General features: G+C 67.2%; 19 protein-coding genes and 1 tRNA gene. 14 read left to right on the top strand and 6 right to left on the bottom strand.

Features of this window, described 5'->3' with window-relative positions; genetic code table 11:
* Nucleotides 1-124 precede the first annotated feature (124 nt).
* From RH91_RS16580 to RH91_RS16565, 4 genes are read left to right on the top strand one after another with little or no spacing between them, the layout of a single operon-like run.
* The gene (locus RH91_RS16580) at nucleotides 125-700 is read left to right on the top strand and encodes a CvpA family protein (protein WP_010164119.1); all 576 of its coding nucleotides are present in this window, start codon (nucleotides 125-127) and stop codon (nucleotides 698-700) included.
* A 27-nt stretch (nucleotides 701-727) separates the two neighbouring features.
* On the top strand, nucleotides 728-1,162 hold the full coding sequence (locus tag RH91_RS16575) for an iron-sulfur cluster assembly scaffold protein (RefSeq protein ID WP_010164118.1): 435 nt from the start codon (nucleotides 728-730) through the stop codon (nucleotides 1,160-1,162).
* A complete protein-coding gene (locus RH91_RS16570) occupies nucleotides 1,159-2,919 on the top strand; it encodes a cation:proton antiporter domain-containing protein (RefSeq protein WP_010164117.1) in 1,761 nt (586 codons plus the stop codon). Before RH91_RS16575 ends, RH91_RS16570 begins: the two co-directional genes overlap by 4 nt.
* Nucleotides 2,916-3,254 (top strand): DUF423 domain-containing protein, encoded by a 339-nt coding sequence (locus RH91_RS16565; protein WP_010164116.1) that lies wholly within the window; start codon nucleotides 2,916-2,918, stop codon nucleotides 3,252-3,254. Before RH91_RS16570 ends, RH91_RS16565 begins: the two co-directional genes overlap by 4 nt.
* Nucleotides 3,255-3,400: 146 nt before the next feature.
* Here RH91_RS16565 and RH91_RS21750 read toward each other — a convergent pair whose 3' ends face one another.
* From RH91_RS21750 to RH91_RS16555, 3 genes are read right to left on the bottom strand one after another with little or no spacing between them, the layout of a single operon-like run.
* Nucleotides 3,401-3,547, bottom strand: a complete 147-nt coding sequence (locus RH91_RS21750) for a DUF2256 domain-containing protein (RefSeq protein ID WP_010164115.1) — start codon at nucleotides 3,545-3,547, stop codon at nucleotides 3,401-3,403.
* Nucleotides 3,547-4,638, bottom strand: coding sequence for a 3-dehydroquinate synthase (gene aroB / locus RH91_RS16560; protein WP_010164114.1), 1,092 nt, complete (start codon nucleotides 4,636-4,638; stop codon nucleotides 3,547-3,549). The genes RH91_RS21750 and aroB overlap by 1 nt, the downstream gene beginning before the upstream one ends.
* Nucleotides 4,635-5,201, bottom strand: coding sequence for a shikimate kinase (locus RH91_RS16555; protein WP_081469558.1), 567 nt, complete (start codon nucleotides 5,199-5,201; stop codon nucleotides 4,635-4,637). Before RH91_RS16555 ends, aroB begins: the two co-directional genes overlap by 4 nt.
* A gap of 89 nt (nucleotides 5,202-5,290) precedes the next feature.
* Between RH91_RS16555 and RH91_RS22875 the strand changes: the two genes are divergently transcribed.
* Genes RH91_RS22875 through RH91_RS16540 form a run of 4 tightly spaced genes read left to right on the top strand, consistent with a single transcriptional unit; the run spans nucleotide 5,291 to nucleotide 9,193 of the window.
* On the top strand, nucleotides 5,291-5,428 hold the full coding sequence (locus RH91_RS22875; protein WP_198283272.1) for a hypothetical protein: 138 nt from the start codon (nucleotides 5,291-5,293) through the stop codon (nucleotides 5,426-5,428).
* Nucleotides 5,409-7,298: a hypothetical protein gene (locus tag RH91_RS16550; protein ID WP_010164110.1), complete on the top strand. Its 1,890-nt coding sequence runs from the start codon at nucleotides 5,409-5,411 to the stop codon at nucleotides 7,296-7,298. Before RH91_RS22875 ends, RH91_RS16550 begins: the two co-directional genes overlap by 20 nt.
* Nucleotides 7,295-8,233, top strand: coding sequence for a tyrosine-type recombinase/integrase (locus tag RH91_RS16545; RefSeq protein WP_010164109.1), 939 nt, complete (start codon nucleotides 7,295-7,297; stop codon nucleotides 8,231-8,233). The genes RH91_RS16550 and RH91_RS16545 overlap by 4 nt, the downstream gene beginning before the upstream one ends.
* A 12-nt stretch (nucleotides 8,234-8,245) precedes the next feature.
* Nucleotides 8,246-9,193, top strand: coding sequence for an acetyl-CoA carboxylase carboxyltransferase subunit alpha (locus RH91_RS16540; RefSeq protein ID WP_010164108.1), 948 nt, complete (start codon nucleotides 8,246-8,248; stop codon nucleotides 9,191-9,193).
* Between the two features lie 81 nt (nucleotides 9,194-9,274).
* On the opposite strand, the gene RH91_RS16535 is transcribed toward RH91_RS16540, so the two are convergent.
* Together RH91_RS16535 and RH91_RS16530 are read right to left on the bottom strand one after the other, a co-directional pair.
* Nucleotides 9,275-9,433, bottom strand: a complete 159-nt coding sequence (locus RH91_RS16535) for a Flp family type IVb pilin (RefSeq protein WP_010164107.1) — start codon at nucleotides 9,431-9,433, stop codon at nucleotides 9,275-9,277.
* 129 nt (nucleotides 9,434-9,562) lie between these two features.
* Nucleotides 9,563-9,745 (bottom strand): Flp family type IVb pilin, encoded by a 183-nt coding sequence (locus RH91_RS16530; RefSeq protein ID WP_010164106.1) that lies wholly within the window; start codon nucleotides 9,743-9,745, stop codon nucleotides 9,563-9,565.
* A 60-nt stretch (nucleotides 9,746-9,805) separates the two neighbouring features.
* Here RH91_RS16530 and RH91_RS16525 point away from each other — a divergent pair, with 60 nt between their 5' ends.
* Complete coding sequence (locus tag RH91_RS16525; RefSeq protein WP_010164105.1) at nucleotides 9,806-10,237, top strand: (deoxy)nucleoside triphosphate pyrophosphohydrolase; 432 nt, start codon at nucleotides 9,806-9,808, stop codon at nucleotides 10,235-10,237.
* A gap of 33 nt (nucleotides 10,238-10,270) precedes the next feature.
* Here the strand turns inward: RH91_RS16525 and RH91_RS16520 are convergent.
* A tRNA-Cys gene (locus RH91_RS16520) sits at nucleotides 10,271-10,344 on the bottom strand.
* 191 nt (nucleotides 10,345-10,535) lie between these two features.
* Between RH91_RS16520 and RH91_RS16515 the strand changes: the two genes are divergently transcribed.
* From RH91_RS16515 to RH91_RS16495, 5 genes are all read left to right on the top strand, one after another.
* Nucleotides 10,536-11,222 carry an rRNA adenine N-6-methyltransferase family protein gene (locus RH91_RS16515; protein ID WP_010164104.1) on the top strand — a complete coding sequence of 229 codons (687 nt, stop codon included), beginning with the start codon at nucleotides 10,536-10,538 and terminating at the stop codon, nucleotides 11,220-11,222.
* Between the two features lie 20 nt (nucleotides 11,223-11,242).
* Complete coding sequence (locus RH91_RS16510; RefSeq protein WP_029624005.1) at nucleotides 11,243-12,757, top strand: TolC family outer membrane protein; 1,515 nt, start codon at nucleotides 11,243-11,245, stop codon at nucleotides 12,755-12,757.
* 62 nt (nucleotides 12,758-12,819) lie between these two features.
* Nucleotides 12,820-13,296 carry a DUF2497 domain-containing protein gene (locus RH91_RS16505; RefSeq protein WP_010164101.1) on the top strand — a complete coding sequence of 159 codons (477 nt, stop codon included), beginning with the start codon at nucleotides 12,820-12,822 and terminating at the stop codon, nucleotides 13,294-13,296.
* Between the two features lie 66 nt (nucleotides 13,297-13,362).
* Complete coding sequence (locus RH91_RS16500; RefSeq protein ID WP_010164100.1) at nucleotides 13,363-14,973, top strand: histidine kinase famiy protein; 1,611 nt, start codon at nucleotides 13,363-13,365, stop codon at nucleotides 14,971-14,973.
* Between the two features lie 46 nt (nucleotides 14,974-15,019).
* The coding region (locus RH91_RS16495) for a valine--tRNA ligase (protein WP_010164099.1) at nucleotides 15,020-16,559 on the top strand (1,540 nt) is incomplete at its 3' end.

Genomic DNA, 16,559 nt, shown 5'->3' with positions numbered 1-16,559 from the left:
GTGTTGCAAGGCTCGTAACGAACGGACAGGGCGGACCAAGTGGCAACCTTCCGGGGGTGGAAGGCGTCCCCCCCCGCAGCAACGCCCTCGACTTCCCCCGCCCGCACCGGATACAGCCACCCCCATGAACCTCACTGCGCTCGATATCCTGGTCCTCGTCGCGGTCGGCGGCTCTGCGCTGCTTGGCGTCCTGCGCGGTTTCGTCACCGAGGTGTTGTCGCTGTTCGCCTGGGTCGCGATCGTCTTTGCGGTCAAGCTGTTCCACATACCCCTGACGCAGACGCTGACCGGCATCGTCGGGACGACCGCGGGCGCGGCGGTGCTTGCGTTCGTGCTGCTCGCGGGAGGGACGTATTTCGGGGGGCGGCTCGTCGCCAATGCGATCGGTGCGCGGACCCGCGATTCGATCATCGGCCCGGTCGATCGCGCGCTCGGCTTCGGGTTCGGCGCGCTCAAGGGGCTGATCCTCGCGAGCCTCGGCTTCCTGCTCGTCGTGCTCGTCACCGACACGATGGGCGGCGGGCCGGCGCACCGCCCGGTCTGGCTCAAGTCCGCGCGCGTTTATCCGCTGCTCAACGTCACCAGCGCCGGAATCGCGGATTTCGTTGACCGCCGGCGCAAGGGGCTGCCGCTGTTCGAGCCGACGCTCGGCAAGACCACGCCCGCACGCCCCGTCGACGACACCAAACGGGGTGACTGAGACGCAAGCGCTTCCTACATAGAGGCCATGAACGCGCCGCTCTACAACACCGAGATCCTCCGCCTTGCCGCGAGCATCCCGCACCACGCCCGCCTGACCGACCCGATGGGGAGCGCGGAAAAGCGCTCTCCGATCTGCGGCAGCCGCGTGACCGTCGATGTCGCGGTCGATCCGCAGGGCCGCGTATCGGACCTCGGGATGCTGGTCCGCGCCTGCGCGCTTGGTCAGGCGAGCGCCTCGCTGATGGGTGCCGCCGCGATCGGCAAGTCCGCCGAGGAACTGGCGGCAGCACGGGATTCGCTCGCGGCATGGCTTGCGGGCGAGGGGCCGCTCCCCGAATGGCCCGGCTTCGAGCTCTTCACCCCCGCGCTCCCGCATAGCGCACGGCACGCATCGATCCGGCTCGCGTTCGAGGCGGTTACCGAGGCGACCCGGACCGCCGCCGCGAAGGCGCCCGCGTGAGTGAATCGCTGCTGTTCGACGGTGTCGTCCTCGGTGGCTTTGCGCTTGTATTCGTTCTGATCTTCCGTCGGCTCGGGCTGGGCGCAACGCTCGGCTATCTGGTCGCGGGCGCGGTCGTCGGGCCGCAGGTGCTCCATCTGGTCGGCAATGCCGAATCGAAGATCGGCGTCGCCGAACTCGGCATCACGTTGCTGTTGTTCATCGTCGGGCTCGAGCTCAACCCGTCGCGCCTGTGGGCGCTCAAGAAGGAAATCTTCGGGCTCGGGTTGCTCCAGGTTGTGGCCTGCGGGCTCGCGGTGACGGGGGTCGTGTGGATCGGCACGAATTTTTCGGGCGCTGCCGCGCTTGTCCTTGGGCTCCCGCTCGCCTTGTCGTCGACCGCGCAGGTCCTGCCGATGCTGCAATCCGCCGGGCGGATGCGCACCCCGTTCGGGGAACGCGCTTTCTCGATCCTGTTGTTCCAGGATCTGTCGATCGTTCCGCTGATCACGATCGTCGCGGTGCTCTCGCGCAACCCGGCGGACGCGAACGGCCCGCCGGGCTGGCTGCTGTTCCTCTATACGATCGGCGCGGTTGCGGGGCTGGTGCTCGCGGGGCGCTTCCTGCTGCGCCCGCTGTTCCGGATCATCGGCAACATGGGCGAGCGCGAGATGTTCGTCTTCGCCGCGCTGTTCACCGTGGTTGCCGCCGCGGCGGTGATGGAAGCGCTCGGCCTGTCGACCGCACTCGGCGCGTTCGTCGCAGGCGTGATGCTCGCCGACAGCCCGTACCGGCATGAACTCGAGGCGGACGTCGAGCCGTTCCGCTCGATCCTGCTTGGGCTGTTCTTCCTCGCGGTCGGGATGATGCTCGATCTCCATGCGATCGCCGAGCGCCCGTTCTTCGTGATCGGCATGGCGCTCGCGTTGATCGCGACCAAGGCGCTGATCATCTTCGGGATCGGCATGGCGTTCCGGATGACGTGGCGCAGCGCACTCGCGCTCGGGTTGCTGCTCAGCCAGGGCGGCGAATTCGGGTTCGTGCTGTTCGCGCAGGCGCAGAAAGCGCTGCTGATCGCGCCCGAGGCGGCAAGCCTGTTCGGGGCGATCGTCACTCTGTCGATGGCGACGACGCCGTTCCTGATGTCGATCACGCGGCGGATCCGCGAGGAGCCGATCCAGCAGGGCGACCGCGACGGCCCGCAATCCGATGGCGCCAATGCGCTGATCGTCGGTTACGGTCGGTTCGGCCAGACGGTCGCACAGATGCTGATCGCGCAGGGCATTCCCGTCACGCTGATCGACACCGATATCGAGATGATCGATATTGCGGGCGAGTTCGGCGCCAAGGTCTATTACGGCGACGGCACGCGGATGGACCTGCTGCGGCAGGCGGGTGCGGCGGAGGCCGAACTGATCCTGTTCTGCATCGATGGCGACCAGCTTTCCGCCGACCTGATCGAAGGCGTCCACCAGGCTTTCCCGAAAGCGGCGATCTTCGTGCGCGCCTACGATCGGCGCGCGGTGATCAAGCTCAAGGGCGCGCCGATGGACGGGGTGGTGCGCGAGGTGCTCGAATCGGCGGTGCGGATGGCGCGGCTCGCGCTGCTCAAGGTCGGCGTCGACCAGGCCGAGATCGATCGCAGCGAGGAACTGTACCGGCGCGAGGATCGCGAGCGGCTGAAGGCGCAGGTCGAGGCGGGCGACATCCGGGTCGCGCGCGACCGGATCATCACCCAGGTGTCGCGGCCTGAATTGAGCGAGGATCTCGGCGGATGAACATGATCGTGGTGCTGGCGGCGCTGAGCGGCGCGCTTGCGGTGGGTGCGGGGGCGTTCGGCGCGCATGGCGCGAGCGGGGATGCCGCCAAGTGGCTCGGGACGGGCGCGCATTACCAGTTGGTGCATGTCGTCGCTGCGCTGGTCGCTGCGCGGATGGAGGCACGCGGGCCGGCGTGGCTGTTCGTGATCGGGGCGGCGATCTTCGCGGGGACGCTGTACCTGATGGCGCTGGGCCTGCCGCGTTGGCTGGGCGCGATCACGCCGATCGGTGGGGCGCTGCTGATTGCCGGATGGCTGTGGCTGGCGTGGAGTGCTGCGAGGGCTGGGGTGTAGCGTTTCGAGGCTACTTCTGAACCGTTTGATTTAGGCTGCTAACCCAACCGTTCGTTTCGAGCGAAGTCGAGAAACCTGCGCTTTGCCCGGTTTCTCGACTTCGCTCGAAACGAACGGTCAGTGTGGGGTCGGCAACATCAAACGCCTCACCCCGATTTTCCCATCCGGCACTTGTCCGAACAATAGACGACATTCTCCCAGTCGCGCTCCCACTTCTTGCGCCACGCGAACGGGCGCTCGCAGACCGGGCAGATCTTGGTGGGCAGATCCCGTTTGGCGACCCCGCGCGGCATCAGGCGGCCAGGAACGCGCGGACGTCCGCGAGATCGACCGATGTGTCGAGGAAGGTCCGGCCGATCCCGCGCGCGAGCAGGAACGGCAGCGTGCCCGCGTCCATCTTCTTGTCGTGCAGCATATGGCCGACCAGCGTGTCCGCCGACGCGGTCAGACCCGTCGCCGCCACGCCGTCGGGCAGGCCGATCGCGCGGAGATGCGCGGCGACCCGCTCTGCATCCACCGTCGGCGCAAGCCCGTGCGCGGCGGAATAGCCGAACGCGAGCGCCATCCCCGCCGCGACACCCTCGCCGTGGAGCAACCGGTCCGAGAAGCCCGCTTCCGCCTCCAGCGCATGGCCGAACGTATGCCCAAGGTTGAGCAACGCGCGGACGCCGGCCGTCTCGCGCTCGTCCGCCGCGACGATTCGCGCCTTGGCGGCGACCGAATGCGCGATTGCATAGACACGCGCGTCGGGATCACCCGCGAGCAGCGCGCCGGCGTTCGCCTCGCACCAGTCGAAGAAGGCAGGATCGTCGATCAGCCCGTATTTCACGACCTCGGCATAGCCCGCGCGGACCTGCCGCAGCGGCAGCGTATCGAGCACCTGCGGGTCGATCAGCACCAGCGCGGGCTGGTGGAACGCGCCGATCAGGTTCTTGCCCGCGCGGCTGTTGATCGCGGTCTTGCCGCCGACCGACGAATCGACCTGCGCGAGCAGCGTCGTCGGGATCTGCACGAACCCGCAGCCGCGCTTGAGGATCGCGCAGGCAAAGCCGACGAGATCGCCGATCACCCCGCCCCCCAGCGCGATGACATGATCCCCGCGCTCGATCCCGAGATCGAGCAGGCGATCGGTGAGGGCCTCGAGCTGCGACCAGCTTTTCGTGGCTTCCCCGGGGGTTAGCACGATCGCCTCGCTCGCCACGCCAGCACCCGACAGCGATGTTTGCAACGTTTCGAGATGCGGCAGGACGTTGGAGTCGGTCACGATCGCCATCTTTCGCCCGCGCGACAGCGGCGCGAGCCAGCCGGCGGCGCGGGCGAGCAGCCCGGCCTCGATCACGACGTCGTAACTGCGGGCGCCAAGCGAAACGGGGATTGTCGTCATATCTGGCCGAGGGCTTTCAGGATGGCGTTGACGGTGGCGTCGTGCGGCGCGCGGTGGCTCGAGACGCGGAGCGGGGCCATCGCGTAGAACGGGTTGCGCACGCGCGCCAGTTCCTCGAGCACCGCAAGCGGATCGCGCCCGCGCAGCAGCGGGCGGGTGTCGCGGCGCGAGACGCGGTCCGCGAGCACCGACGGCTTGGCGTCGAGCCACACCGCAAACCCCTGCGCCAGGATCGTCTCGCGCGTCCGATCATCGACGAACGCGCCGCCGCCGGTGGCGATCACCCGCCGGTCGCCGTTCATCAGCCGCGCGATCACGCGGCGCTCGCCGTCGCGGAAATAAGCTTCGCCGAATCGCTCGAAGATGTCGGGGATCGACATGCCCGCCGCGGTCTCGATCTCGCTGTCGGCGTCGACGAACGGCAGCCCGAGCCGGATCGCGAGCCGCCGCCCGACCGTGGATTTGCCTGCGCCCATCAGCCCGACGAGCACGATCGTTTGGCCGCCCCAGCGTGGCTGGTCGGGCAGGGCGGTATCCGGAGAAGGCGGCGGGCTTTGCAACATCGAAGCTGGGGCTATACAGCGCACCGACGCATCGGGCAAAAGCTCGCTTGCGTAGCTTTTTCTTTCCGGTCGGTTACAGGTCCTTGCCCATGCCTCGCTTGCTTCTCGTGGTTCTCGTCGTCGTGGTCGTGGTGGTCGGCGGCCTGTTCGCGCTTTCGGGAAAGGCGCATGAAAAGCCGCTGACGCAGGTCGAGAAGGCAGTGCCGCTTGCGAACCTCCAGAAGTAGCCGCGCGCTACCGGCTCTTCTCGCGACCGCCGCGGTTGCGGCGACGCTGACGATACCGGCGACAGTCCCCGCGATCGGCCAGAACCGGCCCGAATCGATCCTGCCGCCAGGGTTCGGCGATCCCAACCCCGCGCCGTCGGCAGCCCCGGCACGCCCGCGTCCGCGCGCGCCGGCGCCGGCAGCGACCCCGACGCCGTCGGGTTCGACCGGGCAGGCGACCGCGCCTGCGGGGCAAGCGGTCCCGCCGCCGGCCGTGGCACCGCTCCCCGGCGCGCCGCTCCCGACCGATCTTCCGACACCCGACGCGACCCCGACCCCGCTCACGACACCGCCGTCGCCGACCGACTTCGCAGCCTTCGTTCGCGCCGACACGCCCAGCTATGCGCGCCGTTCGCTCGATCGTGTCGGCGTGGCCGGTCCGGCGGAAGGCGCGATGGCGCCAAACGCCTTTGGTCGGTCGGACGGACGGTTTCTGGAAACACTGATGCACCGGTTGCGCGCGCCGGTCGCGTCGCGCTGGGTCTCGATCGCGCTGCGCCGCGCGCTGATGGCGGAGCTCGATACGCCGCGTGGCGTGGGCGGTGCGGATTTCGCCGCCGAGCGCGCGTGGCTGCTCGTTCGCATGGGCGAATCGGTCGCGGCGCGCGCCATGGCGCAGGCGGTCGATACCGAGGATTATACCCCCAAGCTGTTCGAGGCGGCGATGCAGGCTGCGCTCGCGACCGGCGACCCGGCGGGCCTGTGTCCTGCTGCCGAGGCAGGCGCGGCGCTCGGGCGCGAGCGCGGCTGGGTGCTGGCGCGTGCGATCTGCGCCGGGCTGTCGGGAACGCGGGCGCGCGCGGAACCGATGTTCGCAGCGGTGCGCAAGGATCGTGTCGCAAGCGGGATCGATTTGCTGCTCGCGCAGAAGCTGGTCGGCAGCAACGGGCGCGGGCGACAGGCGGTGACGGTCGACTGGGACAGCACGCCGATGCTGACCGCATGGCGCTACGGGCTGGCGATGGCGGCGGGGGTCGAGATTCCCGAATCGCTGCTTTCGGAAAGCGCGCCTGCGGTACAGGGCTGGCGGGCGTTGTCGGCAAGCCTCACGCCGGGGGTACGTGCGCCTGCGGCCGAGCTTGCGGCGGCACGCGGGATCCTGTCGAGTGCGGCACTAGTCGATCTGTACGCGGCGGTCGATGCGGGGGACGATCAGCTCCCCGCCGCGGCGAGCGTTGCGCGCACGGTGCGGACTGCATTCGAGGGCAATGATGCGACGGCCCGTGCGGCGGCGCTGCGCAAGCTGTGGGACGAACCGACCGGCTACGAGCGGCGCTACGCCCGGCTCGTCCTGACGGCGGGCGCGTCGGCACGGATCCCCACCACGCTCGACAGGCCCGACACCGACCGGCTGATCGCGTCGATGCTGAGTGCCGGGCTCGATACGCCCGCGCTGCGTTGGCGCGACAAGGCCGCGCGCGGGAGCACCGGCTGGGCGATGCTGACGCTGGTCGATCCGAACGCGCCCGCTGTCGGGTATGGCGACGTCAGTGCCTATGTCCCCGCGAACGATCCTCAAGGGGTCAAGCAGCGGATGTTCTTCGCCGCGCTCGCAGGTCTAGGCCGGCTTTCGAGTGGCGACATCGGGCAGGGCGCGAAGGCGCTCGGCGTGCCGATCGCAGCGACGGATAGCTGGAGCCGCGCCATCGCGCAGGCGGCGGCGGACGGCGAGCCCGGCACGGTCGTGCTGCTGGCGGCGACTGGCATGCAATCGCGGTCGTGGGCGGGTGTGTCCCCGGCGGCGCTCTACCATATCTGCGCCGCGATGCGCGAGGTCGGGATGGTCGGCGAAGCGCGGATGATCGCGGCCGAGGCGATCGCGCGGTCGTGACCGATGCCCCGCGCGACGGCGGCGAGGATCGCGCGCTGATCGAGCGGTTCCTCGAGATGATGACTGCCGAAGCCGGGGCGGCAAGGAACACCGTCGCCGCCTATCGCAGCGACCTGTCGCTCGCGTCAGACCTGCTTGGCGGAGGGCTTGCGGTTGCATCACCGGAGGACCTGGCGCTTGTCGGGACGGCCTGGCTGCCGCTGTCGAAGGCGACGGTCGCGCGCAAGTCTGCGGCGCTGCGACGGTTCTTCGCCTTTCTGGAGGAGGAGGGGCATCGCGCGGACGATCCCGGCGCCGCGCTGCCGCGCCCGGGTGCTTCGCGCGGGTTGCCGAAAGTGCTCGATCACGCCGACGTCGACCGGCTGTTCGCTGCAATCGACGCGCGAATCGCCCGCGATCCGCCCGACCCGAACGACCTGCGACTGTCCGCGCTGGTCGAGCTGCTCTACGGATCGGGCCTGCGCGCGACCGAACTGGTGTCGCTCCCACGCCGCGCGGTCGCGCCGGATCGTCCATATCTGATTCTCCGCGGCAAGGGCGGGAAGGAGCGACTGGTCCCGCTCTCGGACCGGGCGCGCGCGGCGGTCGCCCTTTGGCGCGCGCACGTCGCAGAAGACAGCGCGTGGCTGTTTCCTTCGGGAAAGGCGCATCTCAGCCGGATCCGGTTGTATCAGGTGCTCAAGGGTCTTGCCGCCGAGGCGGGAGTTCCCCCCGACCGGGTCAGCCCGCACGTGCTCCGCCACGCCTTTGCGACGCATCTGCTCGCGGGTGGCGCCGATCTGCGCGCGCTACAGGCGATGCTGGGGCATGCCGACATCGCCACCACCGAGATCTATACGCATGTCGACGCGAGCCACCTCGTCGAGCTCGTCAACGCCCGCCATCCGCTGACCGACGATACACGCCGCGTTGACGCGACGACACGCGAAGCCTAACCGCGCCAACCTATGGCAAGCTTCCTCGATTTTGAAAAACCGATCGCCGAACTCCACGGCAAGATCGACGAATTGCGCGAGACCGCCGCCGACGGCACGGTCGATCTCAGTGCGGAAATCTCGCGACTTCAGGCGCGCTCCGACAAATTGTTGCGCGATACCTATACGCGGCTGACGCCGTGGCAGAAGACGCAGGTCGCACGCCACGGCGATCGGCCGCATTTCAAGGATTACGTCGCCGGCCTGTTCGACGACTGGATGCCGCTTGCGGGCGACCGGGCGTTCGGCGACGACCAGGCAATCCTCGGCGGATTCGCGACCTTCCGCGGGCGGCGTATCCTCGTGATCGGTCACGAGAAGGGCGACGATACCGCGAGCCGGCTCCGCCACAATTTCGGAATGGGCAAGCCCGAGGGGTATCGCAAGGCGATCCGCCTGATGCAACTTGCCGACCGCTTCGGCCTTCCGGTCGTGACGCTGGTCGATACATCGGGCGCCTTCCCGGGGATCCAGGCGGAGGAGCGCGGCCAGGCCGAGGCGATCGCGCGGTCGACCGAACAGTGTCTTGCGCTCGGCGTGCCGATGGTCGCGGCGGTCGTGGGCGAGGGCGGTTCGGGGGGCGCGATCGCGCTGGCGGCGGGCAATGCCGTGCTGATGTTCGAACATGCGGTCTATGCGGTGATCTCGCCCGAGGGCTGTGCATCGATCCTGTGGCGCACCGCCGACAGGGCGTCGGATGCGGCCGAGGCGATGAAGGTGACCGCGCAGGACCTCAAGGGCCTGGGAATCATCGACACGATCGTGCCCGAGCCGCTCGGCGGGGCACAGCGCGATCCGGCGACGGCGATCCGTGCGCTGGGGGATGCGATCGATGCGGCGCTGGAGCGGCTCGCGGATCACGCACCGGCCGAGCTGCGACGGATGCGGCGCGAGAAGTTCCTCGCGATGGGGCGGCTCTGACAGCACAACGGAGGACAGCAAAAAGGGCGGCGGAACCGGAGTTCCGCCGCCCTTCGAGCAGTTTTGTCAGATCAAGCCGGATTAGAGCTTGGTCGAAACATTATTGAAGGTGTTCGACAGCTTGCCGCCCAGCGACGACATCGCGGTGATAGCAGCAACTGCGATGAGCGCAGCGATCAGACCGTATTCGATTGCGGTCGCGCCCTTGGAGTTCTTGATGAACTTGCGAATGTTCTGCATGATTCCGGTCTCCGTAGATTAGCTTCAGTACCCGGTCGGACCGGATTGCCGGACCAACAACGGCAGATTTACGTCCTGTAAGGTTGAGAAAGGTTTAAACGTCGGGACTTTTTTTCGCAGAGAACCGTTTTAGTTCGTTCCTGCGCCTACCACAGCCGTGCTCACGCGATTCCACATGCCCGTGGTCGCGCTGGCGAACTGCCCGAGCGCGGCAATCATCGCGAGGACGACCAGCGCGATAATGAGTCCATATTCGATGGCTGTACCCGCCTTGCGGCTGGCCAGCAGTCGTTTGATCAATCCGACGAACATGTCGGCAACGCCTCCGGGCCGTGTACAATGCGACCGGATGTAACGGGGGAGCATTACCGAATGGATAAGAACGTCGGACGGGGGCCGCTGCTGCTGGTCGTGGCGGCTGCGCTTGTCGATCGAGATGGACGTGTCCTGGTCCAGCAGCGTCCGGCAGGCACGGCCATGGCGGGCTTGTGGGAGTTTCCCGGGGGCAAGGTCGAGGCGGGGGAAACGCCCGAGGCTGCGCTGGTCCGCGAACTGGCCGAGGAATTGGCTCTTGAGGTCGATCCGACGGCGGTGACGCCGCTGACCTTCGCCAGTCTTGCGTTGCCCGAGCGCCATCTCCTGTTGCTGCTGTACGTCTGTCGCGACTGGATCGGGGAGCCGGCGGCGCTCGCTGCCGACGCACTGGCGTGGCATTATCCCGGGGCGCTTCGGGGGCTCGCGATGCCGCCGGCCGATCTGCCCTTCATCGCCGCGCTCGAAACCGCGCTGGCGGGACAGGCCTAGCCCGTGCCCGAGCGGACGGCTGGCATGAATGTCTGGAGGCCCGACCGGGAATCGAACCCGGGTGCGAGGATTTGCAGTCCTCTACGTCACCACTCCGCCATCGGGCCGGAGAGCGGCGCAGATGCAAGCGGATGGCGTCGGTGTCAACTCTTGCGCCCAAAAAAACCCGATCGCGGTTAACCCGCTGTTTACCAGAATGGCGCCAGACGCAGATTGCAGCAACCGCTCGCTTGGCGAAGCGGGTGGCGCGCGATAGAAGCGATGCATTGACGGTAAGTGTATTGCGTGACTATAACAGTTGCGCGACGAGGGTGGCATCATGAATTTCGATTTGCGCGGGCAGGATATGACGGCGATGCGCCATGCAATGGTGGCAAGCCAGTTGCGGACCAATGCGGTGAGCGATGCACGCGTCGTTGCGGCGATGGATCTCGTTCCGCGCGAGGCGTTCCTGCCCCAAGCGGTCGCCAACCTGGCGTATCGCGACACCGCGGTGCCCTTGACGCACGGGCGCGCGCAGAACGTCCCGATCGCGACCGGGCGACTGTTGACGCAGGCTGAACTGCGGCCGACCGACAAGGTCCTCCTGATCGGCGCGGCGGGTGGCTATACCGCCGCCGTGCTTGCCGAACTCGTGGCAAATGTCGTCGCGGTCGAGAGCGACCCTGCGCTGGTTACGCTCGCGCGAACCGCGCTTGCCGGCCACGCCAAGATCCGCCTGGTCGAGGGATCGCTCGTCGAGGGGCATGCCGCTGGTGCTCCCTATGACGTCCTGTTCATCGACGGCGCGGTGGAAGAGGTGCCGCAGGCGCTGGTCGATCAGCTTGCGGTCGGCGGGCGCATCGTGAGCGGTCTCTCCGATCGTGGCGTGACCCGGCTGGCGTCGGGTCGGCGCAGCGCCGGTGGTTTCGCGTTGCTCGATTTCGCCGATATCGATTGTGTCGCGCTCCCCGGGTTCGCGCGCCCGCGTACTTTCACTTTCTGACCAGAAAAGAGCCGCTTGCGATGCGATTTCTTTCTCTCCTGAGCGGCTCGGCAATTCTTCTGGTGACAGCCACGCCGCTGTCGGCGGAGACGCTGCGCGAGGCTCTGGTCAAGGCCTATACCAGCAACCCGACGCTTGCCGCGCAGCGGGCAAACCTGCGCGCGATTGACGAGAACGTGCCGATCGCGCGGTCGCAGGGGCTGCCCGGCGTCCAGTTGCAAAGCGCCTACACCGAGAACGTGGTCAAGGCGGCGAACAGCTTCGTCTCCCCCGATCGCAGTGGAACGGCCAGCGCGACCCTGTCGGTGCCGCTCTATGCAGGTGGCGCGGTGCGCAATTCGGTGCGTGCGGCGAAGACCCGTGTCGAAGGCGGTGAACTCAGCCTGCGCGGAACCGAGAGCGATCTCTTCTCCGCGGTGGTCGGTGCCTATATGGACGTGATCCGCGACGAGGCGATCGTAGGGCTCAACACGCAAAACGTCCGCGTCCTCGACGTCAATCTGCAGGCAAGTCGTGATCGCTTCCAGGTCGGCGACCTCACCCGCACCGACGTCGCCCAGTCCGAAGCGCGTCTCGCGCTCGCACAGAGCCAGTTGCAGACCGCGCAGGCGCGACTGATTTCCAGTCGCGAGAGTTATATCCGGCTGATCGGCGCGGCACCCGGGCGTCTCGATCTGCCGCCGGCGCTGCCCAACATGCCGGGTGATCCCGACAATGCGGTCGCCGTCGCGCTCAAGAACAACCCGACGCTGCTCGCCGCTGCCAAGGAACGGGATGCGGCCGGCTTCGATATCGGGACGGCGCGCGCCAACCGGCTGCCGCGGATCAACGCGAACGTCGGCGGGAATTATTACAATTATCTCGGGACGCTCGGCTCGGGCACGGCGACCGCGGTCGGCCAGACCGGAACTGCGGCGACGGTTGGTCTGGGCCTGACCCTGCCGCTGTACCAGGGCGGGCGTCCGGCCGCACAGGTCCGGCAGGCGCAGGACGCACGGTTGCAGTCGATCGAGCGCGTGACCGAAACCGAACGCAGCGTGATTTCGCAGGCGCGTTCGGCCTATGCGGTCTGGAAATCCTCGCTCGAGGTGATCGCGTCGAGCGAAGTCGCGGTCAATGCCAACAAGTTGTCGCTCGAGGGTGTCCGGGCCGAGAACAGCGTCGGCAATCGCACGATCCTCGATATCCTCAACGCCGAGCAGGAGCTGCTCAATTCGCAGGTCACGCTCGTCACCGCACGGCGCGACGCCTATGTCGCTGGCTTCGCGCTGCTCGCGGCGATGGGGCATGCCGAGGCGCGCGATCTCGGGCTCGATGGCGGGCCGCTCTACGATCCGGTCAAGCATTATGAGAGCGTGCGCGGGAAGATCTGGGACTTCGGCTCCGAGCCCGATCCCGCCGTCACTGGTACCCGCACGACCGATACCGCGGCGCAGAACTCGAACGTCACCCGGACGCTCGACCCGATGCTCGACTCGCGGCCAGTTGACAGGAGCGCCAAGATTACCGCAGGTGAACAGACGCCGAACCGGTAACGCGGCGTGACCGTTTACTTTCGCAAGGATTTTCGATGGGGGATTTGAGCGGGGAGCCATCGATGGAGGATATTCTTTCATCGATCAAACGGATCATCGCCGAAGAGAATGACGTCACGCCGGGGCGAGGCAAACGTCCCGAACGTCCGGTCCCACGCCGTGCCGAGGCCGAGCCCTCGGCCCGCGACGACATTCTCGAGTTGCGCGAACCGGTCGAGCCGGTTTCGCCCGCCGCACTGGCGCCTCCGGCGACACCCATCCCGCCGCAACCGAGCGCTCCCGTTGCCGCGCCCGAGTCCGAAGCCGCGAAGCCCGTCGCCGACGGGATCCTGTCGCAGCGGACTGCCGCCGCAACGCGCGGACCGCTCGACACCTTGTCACGGCTGGTCGTGAAGCCCGAGGTCTCCGGGAGCGACACGCTTGAATCGATGGTGCGCGAGATGCTGCGCCCGATGCTGCGGGAATGGCTCGACGCCAATCTGCCACACATGGTCGAGGCCATGGTTGCCAGGGAAATCGACCGGATTACCGGGAAGTAACTGAACCCGCTCGGTTCGTTTTGGTAACGAGGGGAACCCTCACGGGCGGATCGAGTTTGCCACTCAATGAACGACACCGACCCCGCTGGGCCGCCGAACGCGGGCGACGACGTCGTCGTCCCGCCATCGCACATGCTGAACGCCGCCGCACAGGACGACACGCCGAGCGACATCTTCTTTGCGGCGGTCAAGACGACGCGCATGCCGATGGTGGTGACCGACCCGCATCAGCCCGACAATCCGGTGATCTTCTGCAACGAGGCGTTCCGGCACATGACCGGGTATAGCGACGCCGAAATCATCGGGATCAACTGCCGCTTCCTGCAGGGTCCTGAGACCGATCGGGATTCGGTTGCGCAAGTGCGTCGCGCGATCGCGGAGCGGCAGGAAGTGTCGGTCGAAATCCTCAATTACCGGAAGAACGGTTCGACCTTCTGGAACGCGCTCTTCATCTCGCCTGTGTTCGATGAGTCGGGCAAGCTGATCTACTTCTTTGCAAGCCAGCTCGACGTGTCGCGCCGACGCGAGGCGGAGGAGGCGCTGCACGAAGCGCAGAAGATGGAGGCGGTCGGACAGCTGACCGGCGGTATCGCGCATGATTTCAATAATCTGCTGCAAGTCATCATCGGCTATATCGACATGCTCGGCGCCCGGGTCGATCCAGGGGATCGTGCCGCCTCCCGCGCGGTCGAGGCAATTGGTGCGGCGGCGCAGCGCGGTGCCACGCTGACGCAGCAGTTGCTGGCGTTCGCGCGCAAGCAGGAGTTGCGCGATCGGTTGCTTAACCTCAATACGCTGGTGCACGATTTCGGATCGGTGCTCGAACGGAGCGCTGGCGGTATGGCGTTGCGCTACCACCTCGCCCCCGAGCTGTGGAATTGCCGGATCGATCCGGTCCAGGCCGAGATGGCAATCCTCAACATCATCTCCAACGCGCGCGATGCGAGCAGCGATAGCGGGACGGTGACGCTTGCAACGCGCAACGCGGTCTTGCCGTCGGAGGGCGAACTCCCCGGCAAGCTTCGCCCGGGCGAATATGTCGCGCTCACGATTAGCGACGATGGCCCGGGGATCGATGGTGTGGCGATCGACCGGATGTTCGATCCGTTCTTCTCCACCAAGGACGTTGGCAAAGGGACCGGGCTCGGACTGGCGATGGTCTATGGGTTCATGCGGCAATCCGGCGGGGCGGTCACGGCGACCAATCCCGCAGAGGGCGGCGCGCGACTGACCCTGTATTTTCCGCGGGCGAGCGGTGCGGTGGAGCGTATGACGGCTTCGGCCCCGGCCCCGACCGAAACACACGGTGTCCGCATTCTGATGGTCGAGGACCAGCCCGAGGTCGCCTCGCTGGGCAAGGCGCTGCTGGAGATGCATGGCTATCACGTCGTCCAGGTTTCGAATGCGCGAACCGCGCTCGACGTGCTGCGAACCGACCAGGACTTCAGGCTGCTGTTCAGCGATATCGTCATGCCCGGCGGCATGAATGGGGTCGAGCTCGCACGGCAGGTACGACGCGATTTCCCGGCAATCCGGGTATTGCTGACGACCGGCTATGCCGACGACTCGATCGACGAAAGCAGCAAGAGTTTCGAGCTGTTGCGCAAGCCGTATCGCGGCGGCGATCTCGAGGCGCGGGTGCGCGCGCTGATCGATCGTCCGGGGGCGCGGGGATAGCGTCGCTCTTCCCTTTTGCGCGTCCCCGGCTAAAGCCTGTGGCATCATGAGCGAACTCCCCAAAACCTTCGACCCCGCCGAACTCGAACAGCGCTGGTACGCGCATTGGGAGGCGACCGGCCAGTTCCGGCCCGACCGCCCCGGTGCCGAGCCGTGGACGATCGTCAACCCGCCGCCCAACGTGACGGGGTCGCTCCACATCGGGCATGCGCTCGACAACACGCTGCAGGACATCCTGACGCGCCATGCGCGGCTGAAGGGCAAGGATGCACTGTGGGTGGTCGGCACTGATCACGCGGGCATCGCGACGCAGATGGTGGTCGAACGCCAGATGGGCGCGCTGACCCCGCCCGAAAAACGCACCGACTTCACGCGCGAGCAGTTCGTCGAGAAGGTCTGGGCGTGGAAGGAAGAGAGCGGCGGCGAGATCACGCAGCAGCTCCGTCGCCTTGGCTGCTCGATGGATTGGGCGAACGAGCGCTTCACGATGGACGAGGGCTTTTCCAAAGCCGTCCTCAAGGTGTTCGTCGATCTCCACAAGGAAGGGCTGCTCTACCGCGACAAGCGGCTGGTGAACTGGGATCCGGGTCTCGGCACAGCGATCAGCGACCTCGAGGTCGAAACGCGCGAGATCAAGGGGAGCTTCTGGCACCTGCGCTATCCGCTCGCGGACGGTTCCGGCTTCATCGAGGTCGCGACGACGCGGCCCGAGACGATGCTCGCCGACATGGCGGTCGCGGTGAACGCTGCGGACGAGCGCTATACGCATCTCGTCGGCAAGCAGGTGCGGTTGCCGATCACCGGGCGGCTGATCCCGATCATCACCGACGATCATGCCGATCCGGAGCTCGGGTCGGGCGCGGTCAAGATCACGCCGGGGCATGACTTCAACGATTTCGAGGTCGGCAAGCGCGCAGGCATGGCGGCGGGCACGATGCTCAACATGCTCGATGCCAAGGCACAGGTCGTGCAGGTATCGGACGGGTTGATCCCGGACGCGTTCCTCGGGCTGACCAGCGCGGAAGCGCGCAAGGCGGTCGTCGCGCAGTTGAAGGCGGACGGGTTCCTGATCCCGCACGTCGACAAGGACGGTGCCGAGCACGACGCCGAGCCGCGCACGATCCAGACGCCGTATGGCGATCGCTCGGGCGTGGTGATCGAGCCGTGGCTGACCGATCAATGGTATGTCGATGCGGCGACGCTGGCGAAGCCGGCGATCGAGGCGGTCCGCTCGGGCGCGATCAAGATCGTGCCGAAGACATGGGAAAAGACGTTCTTCAACTGGATGGAGAACATCCAGCCGTGGTGCGTGTCGCGCCAGCTGTGGTGGGGGCATCGGATTCCGGCATGGTTCGCCGAGGACGGGTCGGTGTTCGTCGCGATGACCGAGGCCGAGGCTCAGGCGCAGGCAGGCGAGGGCGTCGCGCTGCGGCAGGACAATGACGTGCTCGACACTTGGTTCTCTTCTGCCCTGTGGCCGTTCGCGACGCTGGGCTGGGACGGCTCAACTCCTCCCTCTCCCCTCCGGGGAGAGGGCCGGGGAGAGGGGGACGCTTCGACCGGCGTCGCCTTAGGTAATGCAGGAC

This window comes from Sphingomonas sp. PAMC 26617, assembly GCF_000242835.1.
Classification (GTDB): domain Bacteria; phylum Pseudomonadota; class Alphaproteobacteria; order Sphingomonadales; family Sphingomonadaceae; genus Sphingomonas.
This window is presented reverse-complemented; position numbering and strand designations above follow the sequence as displayed.

What these genes read in the sequence shown, in the direction of transcription:
- RH91_RS16580 (WP_010164119.1), top strand. Translation starts at nt 125, where the DNA reads ATGAACCTCACTGCGCTCGATATCCTGGTCCTCGTCGCGGTCGGCGGC.
- RH91_RS16575 (WP_010164118.1), top strand. Translation starts at nt 728, where the DNA reads ATGAACGCGCCGCTCTACAACACCGAGATCCTCCGCCTTGCCGCGAGC.
- RH91_RS16565 (WP_010164116.1), top strand. Translation starts at nt 2,916, where the DNA reads ATGAACATGATCGTGGTGCTGGCGGCGCTGAGCGGCGCGCTTGCGGTG.
- RH91_RS21750 (WP_010164115.1), bottom strand. Translation starts at nt 3,547, where the DNA reads ATGCCGCGCGGGGTCGCCAAACGGGATCTGCCCACCAAGATCTGCCCG.
- aroB (WP_010164114.1), bottom strand. Translation starts at nt 4,638, where the DNA reads ATGACGACAATCCCCGTTTCGCTTGGCGCCCGCAGTTACGACGTCGTG.
- RH91_RS16555 (WP_081469558.1), bottom strand. Translation starts at nt 5,201, where the DNA reads ATGTTGCAAAGCCCGCCGCCTTCTCCGGATACCGCCCTGCCCGACCAG.
- RH91_RS22875 (WP_198283272.1), top strand. Translation starts at nt 5,291, where the DNA reads ATGCCTCGCTTGCTTCTCGTGGTTCTCGTCGTCGTGGTCGTGGTGGTC.
- RH91_RS16540 (WP_010164108.1), top strand. Translation starts at nt 8,246, where the DNA reads ATGGCAAGCTTCCTCGATTTTGAAAAACCGATCGCCGAACTCCACGGC.
- RH91_RS16535 (WP_010164107.1), bottom strand. Translation starts at nt 9,433, where the DNA reads ATGCAGAACATTCGCAAGTTCATCAAGAACTCCAAGGGCGCGACCGCA.
- RH91_RS16530 (WP_010164106.1), bottom strand. Translation starts at nt 9,745, where the DNA reads ATGTTCGTCGGATTGATCAAACGACTGCTGGCCAGCCGCAAGGCGGGT.
- RH91_RS16525 (WP_010164105.1), top strand. Translation starts at nt 9,806, where the DNA reads ATGGATAAGAACGTCGGACGGGGGCCGCTGCTGCTGGTCGTGGCGGCT.
- RH91_RS16510 (WP_029624005.1), top strand. Translation starts at nt 11,243, where the DNA reads ATGCGATTTCTTTCTCTCCTGAGCGGCTCGGCAATTCTTCTGGTGACA.
- RH91_RS16505 (WP_010164101.1), top strand. Translation starts at nt 12,820, where the DNA reads ATGGAGGATATTCTTTCATCGATCAAACGGATCATCGCCGAAGAGAAT.
- RH91_RS16500 (WP_010164100.1), top strand. Translation starts at nt 13,363, where the DNA reads ATGAACGACACCGACCCCGCTGGGCCGCCGAACGCGGGCGACGACGTC.